Origin of the sequence: Prosthecobacter sp., from assembly GCF_044226605.1 — a bacterium.
In the GTDB taxonomy this organism is placed as follows: Bacteria; Verrucomicrobiota; Verrucomicrobiia; order Verrucomicrobiales; family Verrucomicrobiaceae; genus Prosthecobacter.
Map to the genome: position 1 here is coordinate 135301 of NZ_JBGAGS010000006.1, position 22841 is coordinate 158141.

Here is a 22841-nt window from a genome sequence, read left to right on the forward strand (position 1 = left end):
TGCGCTGGGTGCATCTCGCGGAGCGAGATGGGCACTGTACCCTTACATGCGGCAGATGAGGAGCTCGCGCTCGTAGATGAGCTCTTTGGGGAGGTGGGTCTTGAGGTCGAGGAAGAGCTCTTCGTGGGAGAGGATTTCGGTGCGCCAGGCGGAGCGGTCGAAGTGCTGGAGGGCTTCGAATTTTTCCTTGGGGAAGTCGAGGCCTTTCCAGTCGATGTCCGCGTAGCTGGGCACCCAGCCGACGGGGGTTTCCTTGGATTTGCCGTGGCCGTTGGCGCGATCGACGATCCATTTGAGGACGCGCATGTTTTCGCTGAAACCGGGCCAGAGGAACTTGCCGTCGGCGTCCTTGCGGAACCAGTTCACGTGGAAGATGCGCGGGGTCTCGCTGAGGGTGCGCTGCATGGAGATCCAGTGGCGGAAGTAGTCGCCCATGTTGTAGCCGCAGAAGGGGAGCATGGCCATGGGATCGCGGCGGACTTTGCCGATGGTGCCTGCTGCGGCGGCGGTCATCTCGCTGCCCATGGTGGCGCCGGTGTACACGCCGCCGCTCCAGTTGAAGGCCTGATAGACGAGAGGCATGGTGGTGGCGCGGCGGCCGCCGAAGATGATGGCGCTGATGGGAACGCCTTCGGGCTTTTCCCAATCGGGATCGATGGTGGGGCACTGGGAGGCGGGGGCGGTGAAACGCGAATTTGGATGCGCGGCCTTGGTGCCTTTTTCCTTGGCGATCTCGGGAGTCCAGAGATTGCCCTGCCAGTCGGTGCAGCGCGCGGGCGGCTCGTCGGTCATGCCTTCCCACCAGACGCCGCCATCGGGAGTGAGGGCGACATTGGTGAAGATGGTGTTCTTCCGCAATGAGGCCATGGCGTTGGGGTTGGTCTTGTCGCTGGTGCCGGGCGCGACACCGAAGAAACCGGCCTCGGGATTGATGGCGTGAAGACGGCCATCGGCACCGGGTTTGATCCAGGCGATGTCATCGCCGACGGTCCAGACTTTCCAGCCTTTGTCCGCGAAGTGCTTCGGCGGAATGAGCATGGCGAAGTTGGTCTTGCCGCAGGCGCTGGGGAAGGCGGCGGCGACGTAGGTCTTTTTGCCTTTGGGGTCCTCAACGCCGAGGATGAGCATGTGCTCGGCCATCCAGCCTTCATCGCGGGCCATGGCGGAGGCGATGCGAAGTGCGAAGCATTTTTTGCCGAGGAGGGCATTGCCGCCGTAGCCGGAGCCGTAGCTCCAGATCTCGCGAGATTCGGGGAAGTGGACGATGTACTTCTCCTTGTTGCAGGGCCAGGGGACGTCCTTCTGGCCTTTCTTGAGCGGAGCACCGACGGTGTGCATGCACGGGACGACGCGCTTCTTTGAGGTGTCGATTTTTTCGAACACCTTTTTGCCGATGCGTGCCATGATGCGCATGTTCACCACGACGTAGGGAGAATCGGTGAGCTGGACGCCGATCTGCGACATGGGCGAGTCCACCGGGCCCATGCTGAAGGCGAGGACGTACATGGTGCGGCCGCGCATGCAGCCATTGAAGAGCTTGCGCAGCTTTTCCTTCATCTCGAAGGGATTGACCCAGTTGTTGGTGGGGCCGGCACCGTCCTTGGAATTGCTGCAGATGAAGGTGCGCTCTTCAACGCGGGCGACATCGCTGGGGTCTGACTTGGCGTAGAAGCAGCCGGGCCAGGTCTTCTGATTCAAACGGATGAAGGTGCCAGCTTCGACCATTTCATTGCAAAGGCGGTCGTATTCGGCCTTGGAGCCGTCGACCCAGTGGATGCGGTCGGGTTTGCAAAGAGCTGCCATCTTTCCGACCCAGCGCTGAAGGTGAATGTTTTTGCTGAGGGGTTTCGACGATGGAATAGGTGTCATAAGAGAACGAATTTATGGACACCGGACAGACGCGGAATTTGTGCCAAAAGTCCACTGCATAAGCTTCGCTTATTTTGGTGAACGTTGAGCGCGGGAGATCCTCTCCGTGCGGGCCAAGGCCCGAACTACGCACGAAAAACCTGTGCCGTGCGCCGACGGCGGAGAATGATGCCGATAAAACCGCAGGCAAGGAGGAGGATGCGGCATGGCTCTGGAACGGCGGCGACGACGGTGACAACGCCGGTGGTGGTGAACTGGGTGGTGTCCCAGGTCCAGGATGGGTCAAAGCCGGCGGTGCTGAGATTGAGGAGACTCGCGGTGAGGCCGCTGATGCCAGAACCTGAAAGAGCAGACCAGTCGAGGAGATCAAAGGAGTCATTCAAAGCAGGTGTATAACCGCCTGCAAAGGTGACGGAGACGCTGCCATCGGACATGGCCGAGAGATCAAAAACGCCGGCACCGGAGGCCGCAAAGACGATTTTGTCATTGGTGTGGTTGGCGCTGAGCTCGAAGGTGATGGAGCTGCCGCTCTGCATCGTCACACTGCCATCGACCGGAGTGAAGGTGAGCGTGCCGACACTGCTGCCGGTGAAGCCCGGGGCGAGCGTGCCGCCAATGACAACGCTGCTGGAGGCGGTGGGAGCAATGATGCCGGCGCCGCCGAGCGTGGTGCCCGGCGAGGTGGTGACAGAGCCGGTGCCGGTGGCGGAACCGGAGGCGTTGGCAGCGATGAGCGTGCCGGAGATCACGCTGGTGCCGCCGCTGTAGGTGTTGGCAGCGGTGAGCGTCGTGGCGCCAGTGCCGATTTGAGTGACATTTCCAGTGCCGCTGATGGAGTTGGCAACGGTATAGGCATTGCTGCGGCTGATGGCGAGGGTGGCGTTGTTGACCACGGCAGTGCTGCTGGAGAGGCTGCCGGTGGCACCGCCATTGCCAAGCTGAAGGGTGCCGGCATTGATGTTGGTGGCGGCGGTGTAAGTGCTGGTGCCGGAGAGGATGAGGAGGCCGTTGCCGGCCTTGGTGATGCCGAAAGCGCCACCGGTGATCGCGCCCTGAAGCTCCGCGGAGTCGCCCCCGACTCCTGAAATGACGGTGAAGGTGCGATTGACGGTATTGAGATCGAGGGGATTGACCACGATCACTTTGCTGTCTGCCGTGGCGGAGCCGAAGTCGAAGTTGGTGCCGAAACGGAAGTTGCTGTTGCTTAGCAGGACCGAGGCGCCGGAGCCGCCGAAGTTTATAGTGAGCGTGCCGCCGCGCGCGGCGAAGCCGCCACTGGTGCCGGCGATCTGGCCCGCGCCTGCGGTGGCTGAAGTGGCTCCGCTGAAGCTGCGGGTGAAGGTGCCATTCCCCTGGAGGACACCGTCATTGGTGAAGACGAGACCGCTGGAGGCGAGGGCACCGCTGCTGACATTGCCGACATCGACAACGCCGCCGCTGATGGTGGTGGTACCGATGTAGGTGTTGGTGCCGGTGAGGGTGAGGATGCCAGCGCCGAGCTTGGTGAGGCCGCGCGTGCCGGAGACACTGGAAGCGTAGGTGAAGTTTCCGGCGGTGGTGTCGATGCCGACGTTGGAGGTGGCGCTGTTGGTGACGTTGACCATGGCTCCCGCAAAGAGGCTGTCCACATCCGCAGAGGTGAAGAAGGAGCCAGAGGTGGCGACGCCGAGACCGAGGGTGGCTCCTGATGCGACGGTGACCACACCGGTGGAGGGTCTGGCGTTTGTGTTGAGGAAGGTGAGGGTTCCCGCATTCACATTGGTGCCGCCGGTGTAGGAATTGGCACCGCTGAGAGTGGTGGTGCCATTGCCGATCTGATTGACGATGCCTGTGCCCGTGATGGAGTAGGCGGGAGAGGTGGAGCCGCTGCGATTGTAAGCGAGGGTGCCGTTGTTGGTGACGCCGCTGGTGGAATTAATGGCGCCTGCCGCGCCGCCACCGGTGCCACTGCCGAGCTGAAGAGTGCCGGCATTGATGACGGTGGCCCCGGTATAGGAATTGGTGGCGGAAAGGATGAGCAAACCAGTGCCGGCTTTGATGATGCCGTCCGTGGAGCTGGAACTGCTGATGGCGCCCTGGAGTTCCGCGGAGTCGCCGCCAAGGCCGGAGGTGACGGTGAAGGTGCGGCTGAGGGTATTGAGGTCGAGGGGATTGACGACGATGACCTTGCTGTCGGCGGTGGGGGAGCCGAAATCAAAGTTGGTGCCGAAACGGACGCTGCCATTGCTGATGGTGATGGTGGCCCCTGCCCCGCCAAAGTTGACCATGAGAGTGCCTCCTCGAGCAGCGAAGCCGCCACTGGGACCGGCGATCTGACCTGCGGCTGCGGTGGCGGAGCCGCTGAAGTTGCGGGTGAAGGTGCCATTCCCCTGCAGGATGCCGTCATTGGCAAAAACGAGACCACTGCCGGACAAAGCGCCGCCGCTGATGGTGCCGACATCGAGCACACCGCCAGCGATGGTGGTGACGCCGGTGTAGGTGTTCGTTCCGGTGAGGGTGAGAGTGTTGGCGCCCAGCTTGGTGAGACCGCGCGTGCCGGAGACGCTGGAGGCGTAGGTGAAGTTTCCGGCCGTGGTGTCGATGCCGACATTGGAGGTGGTGCTAATGGAGACGTTGGTCATGGTGCCCGCAAAGAGGCTGTCCACGTCCGCCGAAGTGAAGAAGCTGCCGGAGGTGGCGACGCCGAGGCCGAGGGTGGCACCGGCTGCGACGGTGGTGGTACCGGAGGCGGGCTTGGCGCTGGTATTGAGGAAGGTGAGCGTGCCGGCATTCACATTGGTGCCTCCGCCGTAGGTGTTAGCGCCGCTGAGATTGGTGATGCCTGCGCCGATTTGATTCACGACCCCCGTGCCGGTGATGGCGGCGGCCATGGTGAGGGTGTTGCTGCGGTTGAAGGAGAGGGTGGCATTGTTGGTGATGCTGCTGGTGCCATCGATGGAACCGGAGCTGCCGCCGCCGGTGCCGCTGCCGAGCTGGAGGCCGCCGGCGCTGATGGTGGTGACGCCGGTGTAAGTGCTGGCGCCGGTGAGGGTGACGGTGCCATTGCCAATGAAATTGACCACCCCTGTGCCGGAGATGGCGCCACTGTAGGTGGGCGTGTTGCTGCGGTTGAAAGTGAGTGTGGCATTGTTGACGATGCCACCCGTGCCGACAATGGAACCCGCAGAGCTGCCGCCGGTGCCGGAACCAAGCTGGAGCGTGCCGGCACTGATGGTGGTGACGCCCGTGTAGGTGTTGGAACTCGTGAGGATGATGGTGCCTGAGCCGATGACGTTCACGGCACCGGTGCCCGAAATGACGACGCCGAGAGTGGAGGAGTTGCTGCGATTGAAAGTGAGAGTGGCGTTGTTGACGATGCTGCTGGAGCTGGCGATGGAGCCGGTGGTGCTGCCGCCCGCACCGGTGCCGAGCTGCAAGGTGCCGGCGCTGATGGTGGTGACGCCAGTGTAGGAGTTGGAAGCGGAGAGGGTGGTGGTGCCGGCGCCGATTTGATTCACGGTTCCGGTGCCGGAGATCACGGCACTGATGGTCAGTCCGGAATCGGCGCGGTTGAAGGCGAGGGTGCCGTTGTTGAAGATGGCGCTGGTGGAGTCCAGCGAGCCCGTGGTGCCGCCATTGGTGCTGATATTGCCGAGCTGCAGAGTGCCGGCATTGATGGTGGTGGAACCGGTGTAGGTATTCGCAGCCGACAACACGAGAAGTCCGGTGCCCGCCTTGATGAGGGCGCCCGCCGAACTGCTGAGCACGCCCTGCAGCTCCGCGTAGTCGCCGCCCACACCCGAGTTGACTGTGAAGGTGCGGCCGAGGCCGTTGGTGGCGCCGTTGAGGTTGAGGGGATTGATCACGATGACGGGAGAGTCCGCCGTGGGAGAGCCGAAGACAAAGTTGTTGCCGAGGCGGTAGTTGGTGGAGGAGATGCCCAAGGTCATGGCGGCCCCGCCGCCACCGAAGTTGATCGTCAAAGCCCCCCCACGTGCGGCGAAGCCGCCTTCGAGGCCGGTGAAGTCTCCTCCGGAAACCGTGGCTGCGTTGCTGAACCCACGGGTGAAGGAACCATTGGCCTGAAGGACGCCGCCGCCCGCCAGGATGATGCCACCATTGCCGATGGAAAGCCCGGCTGTGCCGGAGAGCGTGCCCACATCCAAGACACCACCTGTGATGCTGGTGGTGCCCGCATAGGTGTTGGCTCCGGTGAGCTTGGTGATGCCAGGGCCTGAAACGGTGAGAGCGCTGGTGGCATTGTCGATGATGGGAGCGCTGATGGTGAAACCGGAGGTGCCTGTGGTGTTGTTGAAGATGACGAGCTCCTTGCCAGCGCCCACCGTGAGACCAACGGAAGTGCCGCCTCCTGCAATGGAGGAACCGGCACCTACGGCGGTGACGAGGATGCCGCCAGAAGTGACAACACTGCTGGCGGAACTGCTGAGCGTGAGAGTGGTGCCGGCGGCATTGAAGCGAAGCGTATTGGTGGTGAAGGCGGCAGGGCTGAGGCTGGAGGTGACATCCGTGTCACCGGTGGTAGATGTGAAGGAAGTCTGGTAGGAGCCTGCGGCGAGTGCGCCGATGGTGCCGGAAGCATTGGTGGCCCAGGTGGTGCCGCCCACGGTGCCGAAAGCCACCGAACCGAGAGCCAGAACATTATTGGCCCCGATGGCGGCGGCCGTTGTGGAGGTGGTGATGGAACCGGACGTGGGGAGGGTGAAGTCGACGCTGCTGCCGGTGGAGCGGGTGATGGCACCGAGTGTGACACCAACGCTGGACGCGCCATTTTGAGTGATGCGCAAGGCGCTGGCCCGGCCGCCGCTGAACGAGGTGCCATTGAAGCGCTGAGTATTGGTGGCGCCGGATTTTCCCGTGATGGTCAAAGTGCCGCCACCCATGACGAGGGCGGAGGAGCTGCTGGTGTTGTTGATGATGTTGTCCGTGATGGCAGCGGCACTGAAATCGAGGCCCAGGGTGCCGAAGCTGACGGTGGTGCTGCCGGTGTAGGTATTGGCCCCCGAAAGGACGGCACCCCCTGCGCTGTTGGTGGTGTAGAGAACCAGAGAACCCGCGCCCGAGCTGCCGTTCTGGAAGACGCCGGTGACGATGGTGCTGGTGCTGCTGTTCCCGCTCAACGTCCAGGCACGCGCCGTGCTGCTGGAGGTCATGCTGATTGTGCCGCTGATGGTGAGCGTGCCGGAGGTCATGTTGTTGTTGATGGTACGCGCACCGGAAGTGCCGCCCTGACCGATGGCTCCGCCGATGGTCATGCTGGAAGTTCCGGCAAACAGAACATCGAATGCCAGGTTCAGCGGCAGATTGATGGTCTGAAGATTGGAGCTGTTGTTGGTGAACAGGACATTGACGGTCGAACCGACGGTGACCGCGTTGCCGTTGAGCGTGAATGCAGATGCGCCTGAATTGAAGGTGATGCCGCCGCTGGTAAGCACCTGGCCGGTGATGGTGTTGTTCAAGGTGGAGCCGCCGGTGCCGGCGGCATTGAACACCAGGCTGTCGCCGGCGAGAGTGGGGAGCGTGCCTCCCCAGTTGGCCGCCACACCCATGTCCGCGCTGGTATTTCCCACCCAGGTGGAAGTGGCAAAGGAGCGACCGCCGTGAAGAGCCAGCAGCAGAAGGACGACCGACAGAGCGCAACTGAACGCGGAGGGCGCCCGTGCCCGGAGGCGGGCCGTGTGATCAAGCAACGAAACGTCGTGGTGTGAAACCGAGTTCGTATGCGGCAGAGGGAAATGATTCATGGCTCAGTCGGCATCGGCTTCATCGCGGGGATCAACGAAGCCGAATGCGTGCAAGGGGGGATTTGGACGTGGGGGATTTTTGTTGGCGGCAGCGAGGCAAAGAGGAGCGTGGTGCGCTCCGCAATGACGATGCCAGTCAGCCGTTTTAATTAGCACCGGCCATGCCAGAAGGGCCTCGCCAGAATAGGTGAGCCGCAGGAGAAATCGTAATGCGTGCGAACATTAGGAGAGCCGGGACAGATGCTGGCAAAGTGCGCGTCATACCGTGTGGATCTCCGTGAGAAAACACCTGAAAACATGAGTCGAGGCATAGAGGACGTGCCTTCTGTGCATTGGGTGCCCTCAGCCTCAACAGGACGGCGTGCTGCGGAGAGGGTGTCATTGAGCCTCAAGCACGGGCTTTGGTGGATCCAGCCGGATGCCCAGGTGAATGGGAAAGTAGGTGCGCAAAACTTTCACCAAGGCGTGGGAGAACTGCAGGCGGTTTTCCGCAGTATCGCGCAGGCGCGGGCGGTTGGCCTCGATTTGAAGGCCTGCGACCTGGCGCTCCGCGCTGCAGTGGCGCTGGATGGTGTAACCGCCGCGGAAGAAGGGTTCCGTGGGCACGGGGATGCGGGGGCTGGGCGTGGCTGGAAAGCCTTCGAGCTCGAGCAGGGCGCCAAAGCTCTGAGGTCCACGCAGAAGCGCGGTGTAGCTAAGCGGACTGCGCTCTGCGATCCAACGCAGGCTGCCGGCATTTGCATAGGTCGATTCATTGAGTGCTTCATCGCAGTCTGCCAGCTCAAGCGCATTGTGAAGGTAGCCGAGCTCGATGCGTGCCTCGGCGTGGCCGTGGCCGTGGAGGTCAATGAGGAAGGCGACGCCGAACTGCTTCACAGCGGCGGCGCAGGCCTGATCGATGAAATCGTGATGCTCGGTCCAGGCGTGCTCTGCGAGGGGGCTGTTTTGAGCGGCTTCCGGCAGATCGCGATTGGCATCGAGCTTGGACCGGTGAAGGCTGCAGATGACGAGATGGATGTGACGGCCGGTCTGCTCATGAATGACGGAAGCGATGGTGCGGGCGAGCTCCTGGGTGTTGGCATCAATATCGACAACGCCATTGGTGCGGTCTGGCATGTCCGCGGGCTTGAGGCGGCCGCCGTGAGGGGCGGAGATGATGAGAGGCAGGTCGCCGGGAATGTATTCGATGAAGCTGCTGCGCCCGAAGATGCTGACGCCCGGCGTCAAATCCGCAGCGGAGCAGATGCAGGAAGCAACCAGTGAAAGGATGGCAAGCAGCGGCCTCATTCTCAGCTAGGAGTCTCCAGGAATGATGCGGAGCACATGGCTGGCCTGGGTGAAGTACCAGGTGTTGCGCTTGAAGGGGCGCAGCTGAATGCCGTTGGGGATTTCCGTGCCATTCGAATCGTGCGCACCGGAGCCGGTGCTGTCGAGAATGAGCGGCGTGCCATCGGGAGATTTGCCGATCTTGCCGACCCAGAGGACGACGTGAGAGAGGGTGCCCTTGGTGTTTTTGATGTAGAGGAGATCGCCGGTCTGAAGAGTGCGCGCGAAGTCTTCGTAGCTCTTTGGCAGCTCGATGCGCTTGACGGGAATGGTGCGATTGGGGCCGGGGCCATTGGCCTCTGTCATTTCGGACTGGCCTTTGACCTCGCCGCCGGGCTTGATGCCGAGAGCGAGATTGTAAGAGAAGGCGGTGAAGTTGCTGCAGTCGAGGCCTTTGCCGACGGGTGTTTTCTGTTCGCTGCTGCGAGGCCATTCAGCAGGGGGATCCCAGTCTGGCACGTGATGGTGCTGATAGGTGTAACCGATGAAGCGCATGCCGGCGGCGATGACGCGCTCGCGCGACCACTGGGGGCTTTTGGAAGCGAGGCCGGTGGGTGCGCTGAAGTGCTTGGCGGCGGGGCCGTAGTAGGACCAGCGCTTTTCGTTGGAGGGATTATACCAATCGCCAAAGGGAACGCTGGCGTAGTCTTTGGGATTGGAGCGGGGGCCTTTGAGGAGGTCGGGAATGAGGTCCTGCTCCTTGAAGGAAAAATTGACCGTGTAGGGGGACTTGTAGGCGTTGTTTTGCGCGAATGCGGCACCGCCGAGAAGCAGCAGACAAATCAGAAGGCGGGAGATCATGGAATTGGAGCGGAAGATTTTTCACCGGCTGCCCAGAAGATGCCGCGAGGGATGAGGTTCTCGAGGCCGGGGGTGTTTTCCGGATGAGGGCTGGAGATGAAGACGCGGCCTTTGCCGTAACTGCTGATGGTGTGCGCGGGCGAGTCGATCTGCACACCGGCGGGGGTGCCATTGTTTGCGACCTCCGTTTTGAAAGTGGTCAGGGTGGTGTAGGCGGGAATGTCGGTGCGGCCGGCGGGCTTGAGGATGGGGCCGTTGTGGTAGCGGACCTTGAACGGGTCTTTGACATCGCCAAGGAGTTCGGTTCCGGATGGCTCGACCTGGAGATCCAGCATGGCCTGGCCGCGCATCCATTTGCTGGAGACGGTGCCTGCATTCAAGATGCCGAGGCCCCAGCTAAAATTTGAGCAGGCGAGATAAGCGCCACCGCAGATGCCGACGTAACCGCCGCCATTTTTGACGAAGTCGCGCACGTTTTTGAGGCCGGCCTCGCCGATGCCTTTGGACTGGCCGCCGCCGGAGCCGCCGGGAAACACGAGCACGTCATAAGCGCTGAGGTTCAATGTGGCGATGTCCTTCTCGCTGAGGACAACAACCTGCGCCTGAGGGTAGGGCTTGAGCACATTGATGACGTTGTCTCCTCCGCCCTGAGGAGCGCCGGGGCCGCGATAGATGCCGACCTTGATGGGGCGGGTCTTCTCCGGTGCGGCGATGATGGTCTTCATGCCATTGGCGTCCGGGGGGGTGACAAACTTGGGTGCCTTGCTCGTTGCCTCATCCTTGGGCTTTGCCTTTTCCTGAGCGCACACCGGGGAGAGAAAAGCGGCCAGCATGAGCAGGAGCGAAAGATGACGGGACGATTTCATGAGTCGATGCGGGTGGAGATGGGTGGTGCAAATGGTGGTTCAAAGGGCGAGGGCGTCATCTGGCCAAATCTCGCCAAAATAGGTGAGGCGGCCCGGGGAATGATGGAAATCAGAATGACGAACGAGGAATGAGGATGAAAGGTGAGGGACTGGATGAACCTGCGGGAACCAAGCATCTGCCTCCCCAAAACGACGCGCTGCGGCGTGGGGGTGCTCGTGCTGTTTCTGTCCTTTCTCGGGACCACGCAGGGGGCCGATTCGCGGTGGGTGGAAAGGCTGGCATTCTGGTCATGGAGCGAGCTGCATGCGCTGGATGAACGGATCGCAGCCGATGAGCAGAAGCTCCAGACACTGCCTGAGCTGATGCTGATCAACAGCAGTCTGCGCATTGGCTTGAAGACCGGGTACACGACGGATGAAGATGTGCGCTGGATGGAGGTGACACTGAAGGAGGCTGCTCCCGCGGACAGCGTGGTACTGGTGCCGCCGCTGGCGAAGGGAGCGAACGCGGTGGTGGCTGGATATGGATTTCCGGTGCGCTTCAAGCTGGAGATCTTTGACGAGCAAAACCGGGCGAAGGTGGTGATGGATAAAACGGGAGAGGATTATCCGAATCCAGGCTGCTTTCCGGTGGTGGCGCGCTTCACAGCGCAACCGGTGAAGCGGGTGCGCTTTACTGCCACCGATCCATGGTCTGTGGATGGTCCGGAGATCCTCGCGATGGCGGAGATGCTGGTGCTGGCAGGGCCGCGCAACCTGGCGCTGGAGGCGACGGTGACGAGCTCGAGCTCACGCAACGCGCCACGAGCGTGGACACGGGCGAACCTGATCGACATGGTGACGCCGCTGGGGCTGCCGGTGGCTCCGCAAACGGGGGGCACGAACGGCTACCACAGCAGCGTGGCGGCCACGGCGGACGAGGAGAAATCGCTGACGCTGACACTGCCGGAGGTGACGCCGATCGATGAAGTGCGGCTGGTGCCGGTGCGGCGGAAGGATGTGCCGCTGTGGTTTGATTATGGATTTCCCGTGAGATACAAAGTGGAAGGTGCGACTAAGGAGGACTTCAGCGATGCAGTGATGATCCAGGAGATCACGGACAGGCTCATCCCACCGCCGGGGATGAACCTGGTGTGCATTCCGGCGCATCAAACACGGGTGAAGCATCTGCGGATCACGGCCACGCAGCTGTGGTACCGCAAGAGCGACTACGTCTTTGCGCTGGCGGAGGTGCAGGTGTTTCAGCAGGGCAGAAACATCGCGCCGAGCGGCAGCTTCACTGCAAGCGACGTGCTGACAGGAGAGGACGCGGCGGCATGGAGCACCGCGGCACTCAATGACGGACTGACCGAAGGCGGACGACTGCTGACGCTGCCGGAGTGGTTTGCGCAGCTGGAAACGCGGCAGCACTACGAGCGGGAGCGGAGCATGCTGAGGGAGCGGCGCGGCGCGGTGGTGGAGCACACGCAGCACCAGCTGGTGTATGGCAGCGTGGGAAGCGTGGGAGGCATCAGTCTGCTGAGCGGGCTGCTGCTGTGGCGGCAGCGGAGGCAGCGCCAGCGGGATGCGCAGCGGCTGCATGACAAGCTGGCGCGAGATTTGCATGACGAGATCGGATCGAACCTGGGAAGCATCACTCTCATCTGCTCCTTTGCGGCGCAGGCGGATGCAACGCCGGAGGCCATGCGGGCGGACATCAGCGAGATCGAGCGGGTGGCCGCCGAGACTGCGGACTCGATGCGGGACATGGTGGATTTGATCAGCACGCGGCGCTCGGAGGCGGAGAATGACTGGCTGGATGTGCTGCACCGGCTGACCGAGCGCCTGCTGCGCAGCCACACGCTGGACTGCGCGCTGCCTGCGGCACCGCTGACACTGGAGCCTGACATTGAAACGCGGCGCGAGCTGTACCTCTTTTGCAAAGAAGTGCTGCACAACATCGCAAAACATGCGCACGCGACGCGGGTGCGGTTTCACCTGACACCGACGGCCGAGGGGCTGCGCATCGAGGTGACTGACAACGGGGCGGGCTTTGACACGGCGCAGTCTGCAAGCGGACACGGCCTGAGCAACCTGCGGGAGCGTGCGATAGCGATGCAGGCACGATTGCAAATTCTTTCCTCGCACGGGAGCGGGACGTCCATCACACTCGACCTGCCACGAGGGCACCGCTGGCGCAAACCTGCCGCATGAATGATGAAAACTGAAACGCTGATTCAGACCTGGATCGTGGAAGACCATGACACCTTCCGCCGCTCACTGCAGCGGCTGTGCACGCCCGAGCGAGGGCTGGCAGTGGCGCCGGCCTTTGCCAATGCTGAAACAATGCTGGCCGCGCTGAAAAGCGCCAGCGACGGACAGAAGCCGGATGTGCTGCTGCTGGACGTGGGACTGCCGGGACGCAGCGGCCTGGAGATCATCGCGGATGTGCACCGACTGGCGCCGGACTGCCGCATCGTGATTCTGACGGTGTTTGAAGACGAGGAGAAGATCAGCCGTGCGATCAGCGCGGGTGCGAGCGGGTACCTGGTGAAGACGTCACGAGCAGAAACGGTGGTGGCGGCGATTTTAGAGGCGGCTCAGGGAGGCTCGCCGATGTCGCCAAAGGTGGCGGCGAGCGTGGTGAAGATGCTGGCGAAGCTGACGAAGCCAGCGGCGCAGCCGGTGTCTCTGTCACCGAGGGAGCATGATTTGCTGAAGCTGCTGGTGGAAGGACTGACGGCGAAGGAGATCGCGGACCGGATGCAGGTGAGCATTCACACGACGAGCACACACACGCGGAATCTGTTTACGAAGCTGGGAGTGCATAGTCGCGCGGCGGCGGTGGCGCGGGCGCTGAAGGAGAGGCTGGTGTGAGCGGAAATTATGAAGGATGAGTTATAAAGGGCGGAGTGGTGAGTGGAGGAGCGATGGAGGATGGCGGAGCGCCGCACAGAGGACTGTGCGGACCACTATGCTGGCGCTTTCGCGTGCGAATCAGTGCTTGGCTAATTCGGTTTCGATCGACTTGGCGACTTGCTGGCCCATGAGGGCGTAGCCTTGGGCGTTGAAGTGGACGTCCTGGGGATTGGCGATGCCTTTGAGCTGAGGGGCGAGGAAGGCGTGGAGGTCGTCGATGGGGATGTTGTGCTTCTTCATCACGCGGAGGGCGATTTCGTTTTTCTCGGCGATTTGAGCAACGATCTCGGGGCCGTCCTTGGTATCGGGTGGGACGGGGGTGGTGGTGGCGAAGATGATTTTGGCGCCGGTTTTTTGCATGCGGGCGATGAGGATTTCGAGACGCTGCTCGTAGTCGGCAGCGGGTGTTTTGCGGTCGTGGATGCCGAAGTTGAAATGGATGACGTCCCATTTGCCGTCGCCGAGCCAGATGTCGATTTTCTTCACGCCATTGGCGGTGGGGCCGCAGTTTTCCGGGGCGCGATGGACGTTGGCCTTGCCTGCCATAGCTTTGCGCACGTCGAGAGTGTAGCCGCGGGAGATGGAGTCGCCGATGAGGAGGACGCGGGGGAGTTTGGGGTCGTCTTGAACGAAGTCCCAGGCGTTGGAGCGGCCGGCGATTTTGTCTTTCTTGTGAAGAGGAAGGTAGAAGCCGTTGCCGAGGTTTTGCTCGAGCACGGTTTCCCAAGCTTGCTGGTCGGGCGGGAGCTTGGCTTTGAGGGCCTGGTATTTTTCATCGACGGCCTTGTCCTCAGCGGCTTTTTTGGCGGCGGCTTCGGCGGCGTTGGTGGGCTCGTTTTGGGATTTGATCTGAGCCTGGGAGAGAGTGGCGAGGGCGAGGAAGAGGAGGAGGGATTTCATGTGAGAGAGGACGTCCGGGAAAGGGTGCGCTATTTTTGGCAAAGGAATGAAGGAGCAAGGGAATGGCCGGAGATTTGCACCGCAAAGATTCGGAGAACGCAAAGGTTTTCCAGATGGGTTCAGAGTTGTTCTGCAGTGCAGTTATTCGAAATCGAAATGAGAGCGGCGCGGCGAGCAGCCTTCGCAGCTTACCGTTTCGAGAGGATGATGGCGGCCTGCGGAAAGCGGTAGCTGCGTTCGTGCCTCACTTCGCGACCGCACTCCAAATGAGATCTTATTTCTTTGGGAGGTTCTCGGTGATCACGACGGCGACTTTTTCGGCAAGGTAGTGGTAGCCTTCGGGGGAGTAGTGGACGTTGGCGGGGAGCTGGACTTCGCTCAGCTTGGCAGCGGCGTGAGCGCAGAGGTCGTCGGTCGGGATGCCTGCGGCGGTCATCACGCGGGCTGCGGCTTCGTTGTATTTCTTTTCGTCGCCTTCGACGCGGCCGGGAGAGCCGGAGGGAACGGGGGTGGTGGTGCACCAGATGAGTTTGGCGCCGGTGGCCTGCATGGTCTTCACGAGTTCGGCGAGGTTCTTTTCATAATCGGCAAGGGAGACCTGGGGATGGGAGCCGGCGGCCTTGGGGTCGGCGAGCTTGGAGGGATCGTCCGCGATGAACTTGAGATCGTGCAGGCCCCAGTTGAAGTGGATGACTTCCCACTTGGAGGTGCCAAGCCAGTCTTTGATGTTCTTGAGTCCATTGGTGGTGGGGCCGCCATTGGTGGGGATGCGGTGGACGTTGGCCTTGCCTTTGAGGAGTTCACGCACGTCGAGCGTGTAACCCATTGAGATCGAGTCGCCGATCAGAAGAACGCGGGGGAGACCGGCGACGTCTTCAGCCTTGGCAAGCGAGGGATGAGGGGCGCGCTTGGCTGCCTTTTTGGGAGCTTCTTTAGGAGCGTCTGCAGCGATGGCGGAGGCGGCAAAGAGGGCGAGCAGGAGGATGAATTTCATGGTCGAGAAACAACGCCGTGAGCGGGCGCACATTTCGTAACGATTGATAAACAGTATCTTGACCGCAGGCGGGTAATCCGGCTAGCCTCATGACCATGGTGAAATCCAATCTGGGTCTGTGGTGCCGATGCATGCTGCTGACAGGTGCATGGCTGCCGATGCTTTTGATGGCGCAAACCGAAACGCCCGCCCCTGCGGCGACTGCGACTCCCGCAACTCCCACCTCGCCGACGCCCGAGGGATGGAAGAGCCGGCTGGCGGATCCTGAATTTCGGCAGCGTGCAGAACAAGCGGACGGTGTGAGCTATGCGATGAAGGAGCTGGCGGAAGATCCCTTTCAGCACAGCGCTTTTTATGACTGGCTGAGGGAGACGGTGAGGACGGCGCCGGGCCACCAGATCGAGTGCCTGCTGCTGTCACAACTGGCGCGAGATCTGGACCGGCCGAAGGAAGAAATCAGCGCGGCGGATGATCTGGTGCTGCAAGCGGCGCCGGGCCTGCCGCAGGGGTGGTTTGGACGCGCGGAGCAGTATGAGGGGGACGAGAAGCAGAAGGAGTCTGCGACTTGGGCTATGGAGGCTGCAGTGCAGGGCATGCGGCGGGTGAACCTGGCTTCGCCCTTTTGGAAGAAACAACTGCATGGGTATCGCGGTGTGGACTGGCTGGCGCATGCGGTGAAGACGGAGCAACTGACGGAGTGGGTGAAGGCGGTGGTGCGCGCGGTGGAGGATGCGCCGCAGGGAACGGCGCGGCCTGACGTGTGCACCCTGGTGCTGGAGATGCTGCGCCATGATGCGATACGCAAGGAGCCGCTGCTGGGGCAGATGCTGCTGGAGGCGGTGCAGACGGCGCAGCCACAGCTGGTGCTGGGCGATCCCGCGAACTTTGTGGTGGTGATGAATGATCTGCTGGCCGGAGGACATGCGACGCTGGCGCAGCGTGTGGCACGGCTGCTGGTGTATGCAGAGGTGCCGCGAGGTGCGGAAACGGAACTGCTGGGCGGCATGAACGAGCTGCTGGGCATGTGGGAGGACACGAATCCGCCCTACCAGCCCACGACGAAAGCGCGGCAGATTCTGCAGGCGGCGATGACGGATGACGCGAATTTCGCGGAGGCATGCCTGGAAGCCGCGAAGGCGCAGCCGCAAAATGAAAACCTCATCGCGCATGCGCTGCTGGCGCAGGCACTGAGCGGTGGTGTGAGCGAGGAGCAGCTGCAACTGGCGGCAAATCTAAACGTGGAGAGCCGCGCGCGGGTGGCGCTGCGGCTGGCGGCGTTTGCACCGGCGGGGAGCCACCCGCAGATGAAGGGCGGACCGTGGATGGAGGAGCTGGCGCTGAACCTGGTGAAAAATCTGCAGATGGGCGAGGTGCAGCGCGGTGAATTTGAGAGCCTTCTTAACTGCCTGGAAAGCCTGGAGCGGGGCAATGACAAGGAACGCGTGATACGCGTGCTGGATGCCGCGCGCAATGCGGCACCTCGCATCAATGATCTGGACCACTGGGAGAGGTATGCGCGCGTCATTCTGCGGCAGCAGCGAGCGGAGCAAACTCATGTGCTGGCCACGGCGTGGAGCAGCGCTCTGGACCAGTCTTCCGAGCAGAAAGAACATCTGCTGCCGCTGGCGCGCACGGCGATCCGCGCGGGAAAAAATGGCGGTGTGGAATTTGCGACGATGGCGCTGACGCTGTGGGAGCGGCACCATGCGGAAATGACCAGCACGGCGCTGCCGCCACCAGGCACGGCGAGCCTTGTGGGCGAGGCGCTGATGGCGTGCGATTACGTGGAGGGATTTGAGCGGTTTGTCACCGGGCTGGAAAATCTGCCGAAGCACCGCATCACCGCCCAGTACACGCAGATGACGGCGGAGCTGGTGGCGCTGAGAGATTTGATCGCGGGCAAAGGAGATCTGGTTCCGGCGGTGGAGGCGTGGGTGCAACCACCCGCGGAGAAGGGAGGCGCGATGACGGTGCAATGGCAGCTGGTGCTGCCGGAGCTGGGCAGGTCACAGGAACGCGGCATCATCATCACGGTGGGCGATCGCGACGGGCGCACGGAGGCGGACAAACTGAGCGATGCGAGGTGGTGGAGGGCGGGGACGTACCTCCCCGCGCTTTCGCGGCTGAGCGGCAAGTTTTCACTGGAGATTCTGGCGGGGGAGCATCCGCAGAAGCTGCGAAGCCTGCACACGATCCAGGAGGCGCCGGCGCGAGGAGCGCAGGAAGTCATCACGCTGCCAGCGTCCGGGAGTCTGAAGATCATGCTGCGTTCGGGTGAGAACGGGATGACGTCTTCGAGCGAGCCGCGCGCCTTTTCCACGCATGCAGCGGTGTTTCAGACCGCGCGGGAGCCCGCGGCGGTGGCGGACGGTTCTTCGGTGGCGTGGCAGAACGAATGGGCGCCGCAACCTGCAAGCTGGCAGGCGGAGGATGCGAACCGCTGGGGCCGGCTGATCGCGCCGCCGGTGGAAATCGAAGCGGGTGCGGAATATCTGCTGCAAGCCTGGCCGGATGCGCAGAGCAGCACGGTGAGGATGATTTTGCTGGATGCCGAGAAGAAGCCGCTGGGGCCGGTGCCGGTGGCGAGCATGGGGTGGCAGCCCGGGAAGCTCTCTGTCACATACACACCTATGAACCGGACGGCGAGATGCAGCACGCAGCGGTTTCGTCCCGGGGACTGGGCGGGTGATGGTGACCTGGTGTTTCCCTCAGACGGCAGAGCAGGAGAGCAGCCGGCGAAGTTCATGGCATTTGTGACACGGGATGCGGTGGTGAAGACGCTGCCGGCGCTGCAGCTGCGGCCGTACCGCACGGCGGCGATGACAGAAAAATCCGACAAGAGCTTCTCCTCGCCCAAGCCTGAGCTGCCTGAGCTGAACGACGAGTACATCGGCTATCTTGGCTTCACGATTCATTCATGGCATGTGACGTTTGCCAGTGACCGGGGCATCCTGATGGGGAAGGGCGCGCTGGCGGGCTTTGATGTGACGCGCATTCCGTGGAAGCCGCTGGTGCGCGCGGAGTCCGAACTGATGGAGGGGAATGAGTGGCCGCTGTGCTTCACGCCGGAGCACAGCCTCATTATTGAGCCAAGCTGGAACGGGAACCGCAAGCTGGGGCTGCGCTTTGTGCCGTTTGATGCGCGCGGCGAACGCTACGCAGCCTGCCGGAGGCTGGACCTGCCGCTGCCGAGCTACAACCGGGGTGAACTCAGCGAGTGGCATGACGGGGCGGTGCTGATGGTGTCCTCCCAGGATCGTGAGAATCCGGAGCCCGCGTGCGCGTGGGTGGAGCCCGACGGGCGCTGCCATGTGGTGAAGCTGCCACGACCGGCGATCACGGGAAATCCTGGCATGGAGCTGGCGTGGTGGATGCAGGACGGCATTCACTTCACACTGCATGAGGACGGCCTGCTCTTTCACATGGAGCACAAGGACGGGCTGAAGCTGCTGAGCGTGGAGCCGGGGTCTCCGGATGACATTCCGAAAGGGTGCACTCCGGGGCGGAACAAACGCAAACGGGCGTGGAAGCTGGAGCGGCCGGACGTGCTGATCCACGTGGACAAAAAAACCAATGTCGTCACGCACCGCTATCACCTGCCGAAACCATGTGAAGGACTGCCAATGGCGTTTGAGTCGAGCGGTTATGTGATCCTTTTCACCACGGAACACGAGATCATCCGGGTGAACCCGCCGGACATGGTGGAGGACGAGGATTGAGAAAAACGCGCTGGCATCCGGCGGCAGTCGCGCCTTTGATGCGGGGACACCCATCCCAACCACCATGCGCACGCTGCTTTCCCTCCTCGCCCTTGCCACGTTTGCCTCTGCTGAACCGGTCACGCTGACGCTGGCTGATTTCACCAATACCAATGGCGAGGCGCCTTCGGGTGGCTGGACCACGGAAGGTGACGGCACGATTCATCTGAATGGCAAAGGCGGCGGCGCGCTGATCTCGAAGAACGAGTATTCAAATTTTGAGCTGGTGTGGGAATGGAAAGTGAACCCGAAGGGCAACAACGGCATCAAGTACTGGGTGACGAAGATCGGTGGCAAGGAGTGGCTGGGCATTGAGTACCAGATGATCGATGACAGCGGTCATCCGGACGGTCTGAAGGGCGGCTCGCACACGACGGCGTCCATCTATGACATCAAGGAGCCGATGACAGGCAAGCTGGTGAAGCCGGCGGGTGAATGGAACGTGAGCAAGATCGTGGTGCAGGACGGGAAGATCCAGCACTGGCTGAATGATGCGCTGGCCTGCGAGGCGGACACGACCACGCCGGAGTGGAAGGAGAGGATCGCGAAGAGCAAGTTTAAGAACAAGGAAGGCTTTGCGCCGGGGAAAGGGAAGATCATGCTGACGGAGCATGGGGATGAGACTTGGTTCCGGAATATCAAGCTGACGGCGAAGTGAGGCTGGATCCTGGATGCTGGACTCTGCGGAGCTTTGTGGTGAGGCGGAGGGGGCTGGTTTCGGCTGACGGGCGAGAGGGGTAGGCACGAGGAAGATTTGTCCGCGCGCGAAAGCGGTGTCGTCGAGGCAAGGGCTTGCGCCTTGCCTCTCTGCCACCGCAGTCCAAGACGCTTTCGCGTGCTGCGGAGGATTGTGTCTGCGCAGCGGGAGATGAGGGGCTGGGGGTGTGGCGGGGCGCCGCTCAGGGGACTGAGCGGACCACTTTGGTGGCGCTTCTGCGGTTTGGGGGATGTTGCTAGATGGGGGCGATTCGGCGTTTATGCTTCGTTGGCGCGGTCGATTTCCCAGGCGCTGTCGTTGGCGTGGGGAAGTTCGGCGAGGTCTTTTTGGAAGAGCTGGGTGAGCTCGATGCGGCGCTGGCGGACGATGTTGGCGTAGGCGTCTTCGTCCTCATGCACGGGGACGAGGAGGTGGACGGTTTCTTCATCGTAGCGCTTCCAGCGGCGGGCGGCGCGCTCGGTGGCGTAGGCAGGCTTGCCGAGGGCACGGAGAGCGCGGACGGCGAGCTCCTGGGCGCTGCCCATCTGCTCGTGGACGGCGTCTTCGGCGGCAAGGCCAAGGCTCATGAGCTCGAAGCGCTGATCGTAGTCATGCGCACGGGCGAGGATGCGGAGCTTGGGGAATTTTTCGCGCACTTCGGTGACGAGGCGTGCGACTTTGGCCTGGTCTGCGAGGGCGATGATGAGCATGCAGGCATGATCGATGCCGGCGGCGTGGAGGAGATCGAGGCGGGTGGCATCGCCGTAGAAAACTTTGAAACCGAATTTGCGCAGCATGTCCACGTGGTCGGGATCGCTTTCGAGGACGGTGACTTTGACACCCTGGGACATCATGAAGCGTCCGACGAAATTGCCGAAGCGGCCGAAGCCCGCGAGAATGACGGGGGCATGCTCGTCGATGCGGTCGGGGGCGCGCTGCTCGCGGCTGACGGCGGTATAGCGGGGGGCAAGGATGCGCTCGTAGATGATGAAGAGAAGCGGCGCGGCGGCCATGGAGAGTGCGACGACGGCAACGAGGAGCTTGGAGGTTTCCTCCACAAGGATGTCCTGCTGGATGGCCATGGAGAGGAGGGCGAAGGCGAATTCCCCGCCCTGCGCGAGCGCGAGCGAGAGGAGCCAGCGGTGGCTGCCACGAATTTTCAATGCGGTGGCGATGAGGTAGATGACAGCCGCTTTGAGAATGATGAGAGCCATGACAAGCGCGGTGACGAGGAGAGGCCTGGCGGCAATGACGGCGAAATCCAGCGAAGCGCCGACGGCGAGGAAGAAGAGGCCGAGGAGGAGGCCTTTGAAGGGTTCGAGATTGCTCTCCAGTTCATGCCGGTAATGGCTGCCTGCGAGCACGACGCCGGCGACGAAGGCCCCGAGCGCGGGCGAGAGGCCGACCTGAGTCATGAGCAGGGCCACCCCGACGATGAGAAGAAGCGCGGCGGCGGTGAGGAGCTCGCGCAGGCCGGTTTTTGCCAGAATGGCGAAGCCGCGCGGGACGATGAACTGGCCGGCGATGACGATGGCCACGACGGCGCCGAGAGTGACAAGAGGCTGGGCCCAGTGCGGGAGCTCGTGCAGCCAGCCGTGGTGCTCTGTTTTGGAAACGCTGGCGGCGAGCAAGGGAAAGACCGCGAGCATGGGGATGACTGAGATGTCCTGAAACAAAAGCACTGCGAAGGAGTCGCCGCCGCCATCGGTGCGCATGAGGCCTTTTTCCTGCAGGGTCTGAATGACGATGGCGGTGGAGGAGAGCGCCAGAATCATGCCGGTGGCGAGCGCCGGCTTCCACTCCAGGCCGCATGCAATGGCGATGCCCATGACGACGAGCGCTGTGAGGGAGACCTGCAAGCCGCCGAGTCCGAAGATGGGGCCGCGCATGCGCCAGAGGCGGGCAGGCTCGAGCTCGAGGCCGATCATGAAGAGCATGATGACGACGCCGAACTCGGCGAAGTGCATGGCCTCCTCCCCCTGCCTGCCCCCCACCCAGCCGAGCACGAAGGGGCCGATGATGGCGCCGCCGATGAGATAACCAAGCACGCTGCCGAGGCCGAGACGATGCGCGAGGGGCACCAGCAGCACGGCTGCGGCGAGATAGATGAAGGCGGAGAGAAAGAAGTGGGGATCGTGCATGAGCTATGCAGGAATGAGGTCGTTGATCTTATGAGAGTCCACGGCCAGTTCGATCGGCAGTGTTTCATCGCGCAGGGCCCTGAGGAGGCGGGCGTAGCGCTGGGCATGTGGCATGATGGATTCGTGATCGGCGAGCTGGTTTGCGCCGTGAATGACGTGCGGCGCGATGTAGCGCATGCCGCAGAGAAACGCGGTCTGATCAAAGGGCGCGAGGAGCTGGCGGATGGTGAAACGATTGCGGCCCTGCGAGCAGTAGAATTCCTCGGAGCCGCCGGCGCTGATGGCGTGGATGAGGGTCTTTCCCTGAAGGGCAGTGCCCCCTTCCCCGTAGGCCCAGCCATAGGTGAGGACGAGATCGAGGTATTCCTTCACAAGGGAGGGAGCGCTGTACCAGTAGAAGGGGTGCTGGAGAACGATGATGTCGTGTTCTTTGAGAAGCCTTTGCTCTTCCTCGACATCGATGAGGAAGTCCGGGTAAAGCTCGTAAAGATCGCGAAAAGTCACGCCCTCAACTTCGCGAGCGGCGGCGGCCAGGCGGCGATTGATGCGCGACTTGTGCGGGGCGGGATGGGCGTAGAGGACAAGAACCGAGGCCATGATGATGCGTGGGAGCATGACCGCACGGAGTGGCACGGCAATTGATTTCGGAGTTTTGCGCCTTCGGGGAGAATGGAATTGAACGGCGCGGCTGAACCTCGAAATGGTGCTGAGCGGAATGAGATGGCGGGGCGCCGCTCAGGGGACTGAGCGGACCACTCTGCTGGCGCACTCGCGGTGTGCCGGGGCTGTTTTTCTTTTCGGCGCATTGTCATCGCGATACGGAATGCGCGATCGCTGCTGCGGCCTCCAA

The 22841-nt window shown here is 62.4% G+C and carries 13 protein-coding genes; 4 read left to right on the forward strand and 9 right to left on the reverse strand.

Annotated elements, in window-relative coordinates; translation table 11 throughout:
• Positions 1 to 42 precede the first annotated feature (42 nt).
• From ACILSO_RS09560 to ACILSO_RS09580, 5 genes are all read right to left on the reverse strand, one after another.
• Positions 43 to 1869 carry a phosphoenolpyruvate carboxykinase (GTP) gene (locus tag ACILSO_RS09560; RefSeq protein ID WP_395737163.1) on the reverse strand — a complete coding sequence of 609 codons (1827 nt, stop codon included), beginning with the start codon at positions 1867 to 1869 and terminating at the stop codon, positions 43 to 45.
• A 125-nt stretch (positions 1870 to 1994) separates the two neighbouring features.
• Complete coding sequence (locus tag ACILSO_RS09565; protein WP_395737164.1) at positions 1995 to 7610, reverse strand: beta strand repeat-containing protein; 5616 nt, start codon at positions 7608 to 7610, stop codon at positions 1995 to 1997.
• A gap of 378 nt (positions 7611 to 7988) precedes the next feature.
• The gene (locus ACILSO_RS09570) at positions 7989 to 8897 is read right to left on the reverse strand and encodes a hypothetical protein (protein WP_395737165.1); all 909 of its coding nucleotides are present in this window, start codon (positions 8895 to 8897) and stop codon (positions 7989 to 7991) included.
• A 6-nt stretch (positions 8898 to 8903) separates the two neighbouring features.
• A complete protein-coding gene (locus ACILSO_RS09575) occupies positions 8904 to 9737 on the reverse strand; it encodes an NlpC/P60 family protein (protein ID WP_395737166.1) in 834 nt (277 codons plus the stop codon).
• Positions 9734 to 10603, reverse strand: coding sequence for a BPL-N domain-containing protein (locus ACILSO_RS09580; protein WP_395737167.1), 870 nt, complete (start codon positions 10601 to 10603; stop codon positions 9734 to 9736). Before ACILSO_RS09580 ends, ACILSO_RS09575 begins: the two co-directional genes overlap by 4 nt.
• A gap of 153 nt (positions 10604 to 10756) precedes the next feature.
• Between ACILSO_RS09580 and ACILSO_RS09585 the strand changes: the two genes are divergently transcribed.
• Together ACILSO_RS09585 and ACILSO_RS09590 are read left to right on the forward strand one after the other, a co-directional pair.
• Positions 10757 to 12796: a sensor histidine kinase gene (locus ACILSO_RS09585; RefSeq protein ID WP_395737168.1), complete on the forward strand. Its 2040-nt coding sequence runs from the start codon at positions 10757 to 10759 to the stop codon at positions 12794 to 12796.
• The gene (locus ACILSO_RS09590) at positions 12797 to 13459 is read left to right on the forward strand and encodes a response regulator (RefSeq protein ID WP_395737169.1); all 663 of its coding nucleotides are present in this window, start codon (positions 12797 to 12799) and stop codon (positions 13457 to 13459) included.
• A 120-nt stretch (positions 13460 to 13579) separates the two neighbouring features.
• Here ACILSO_RS09590 and ACILSO_RS09595 read toward each other — a convergent pair whose 3' ends face one another.
• Both ACILSO_RS09595 and ACILSO_RS09600 read right to left on the reverse strand, forming a co-directional pair.
• Positions 13580 to 14401, reverse strand: coding sequence for an SGNH/GDSL hydrolase family protein (locus tag ACILSO_RS09595; protein ID WP_395737170.1), 822 nt, complete (start codon positions 14399 to 14401; stop codon positions 13580 to 13582).
• Between the two features lie 274 nt (positions 14402 to 14675).
• On the reverse strand, positions 14676 to 15395 hold the full coding sequence (locus ACILSO_RS09600; protein ID WP_395737171.1) for an SGNH/GDSL hydrolase family protein: 720 nt from the start codon (positions 15393 to 15395) through the stop codon (positions 14676 to 14678).
• 95 nt (positions 15396 to 15490) lie between these two features.
• On the opposite strand from ACILSO_RS09600, the gene ACILSO_RS09605 reads away from it, so the two are divergent.
• A complete protein-coding gene (locus tag ACILSO_RS09605; protein WP_395737172.1) occupies positions 15491 to 19114 on the forward strand; it encodes a hypothetical protein in 3624 nt (1207 codons plus the stop codon).
• 64 nt (positions 19115 to 19178) lie between these two features.
• Entirely contained in the window at positions 19179 to 19811 is a 633-nt protein-coding gene (locus tag ACILSO_RS09610) for a DUF1080 domain-containing protein (RefSeq protein ID WP_395737173.1), read from the forward strand.
• 317 nt (positions 19812 to 20128) lie between these two features.
• On the opposite strand, the gene ACILSO_RS09615 is transcribed toward ACILSO_RS09610, so the two are convergent.
• Both ACILSO_RS09615 and ACILSO_RS09620 read right to left on the reverse strand, forming a co-directional pair.
• Positions 20129 to 21991, reverse strand: coding sequence for a monovalent cation:proton antiporter-2 (CPA2) family protein (locus tag ACILSO_RS09615; RefSeq protein WP_395737174.1), 1863 nt, complete (start codon positions 21989 to 21991; stop codon positions 20129 to 20131).
• 3 nt (positions 21992 to 21994) lie between these two features.
• Positions 21995 to 22606, reverse strand: coding sequence for an NAD(P)H-dependent oxidoreductase (locus tag ACILSO_RS09620; protein ID WP_395737175.1), 612 nt, complete (start codon positions 22604 to 22606; stop codon positions 21995 to 21997).
• Positions 22607 to 22841 lie beyond the last annotated feature (235 nt).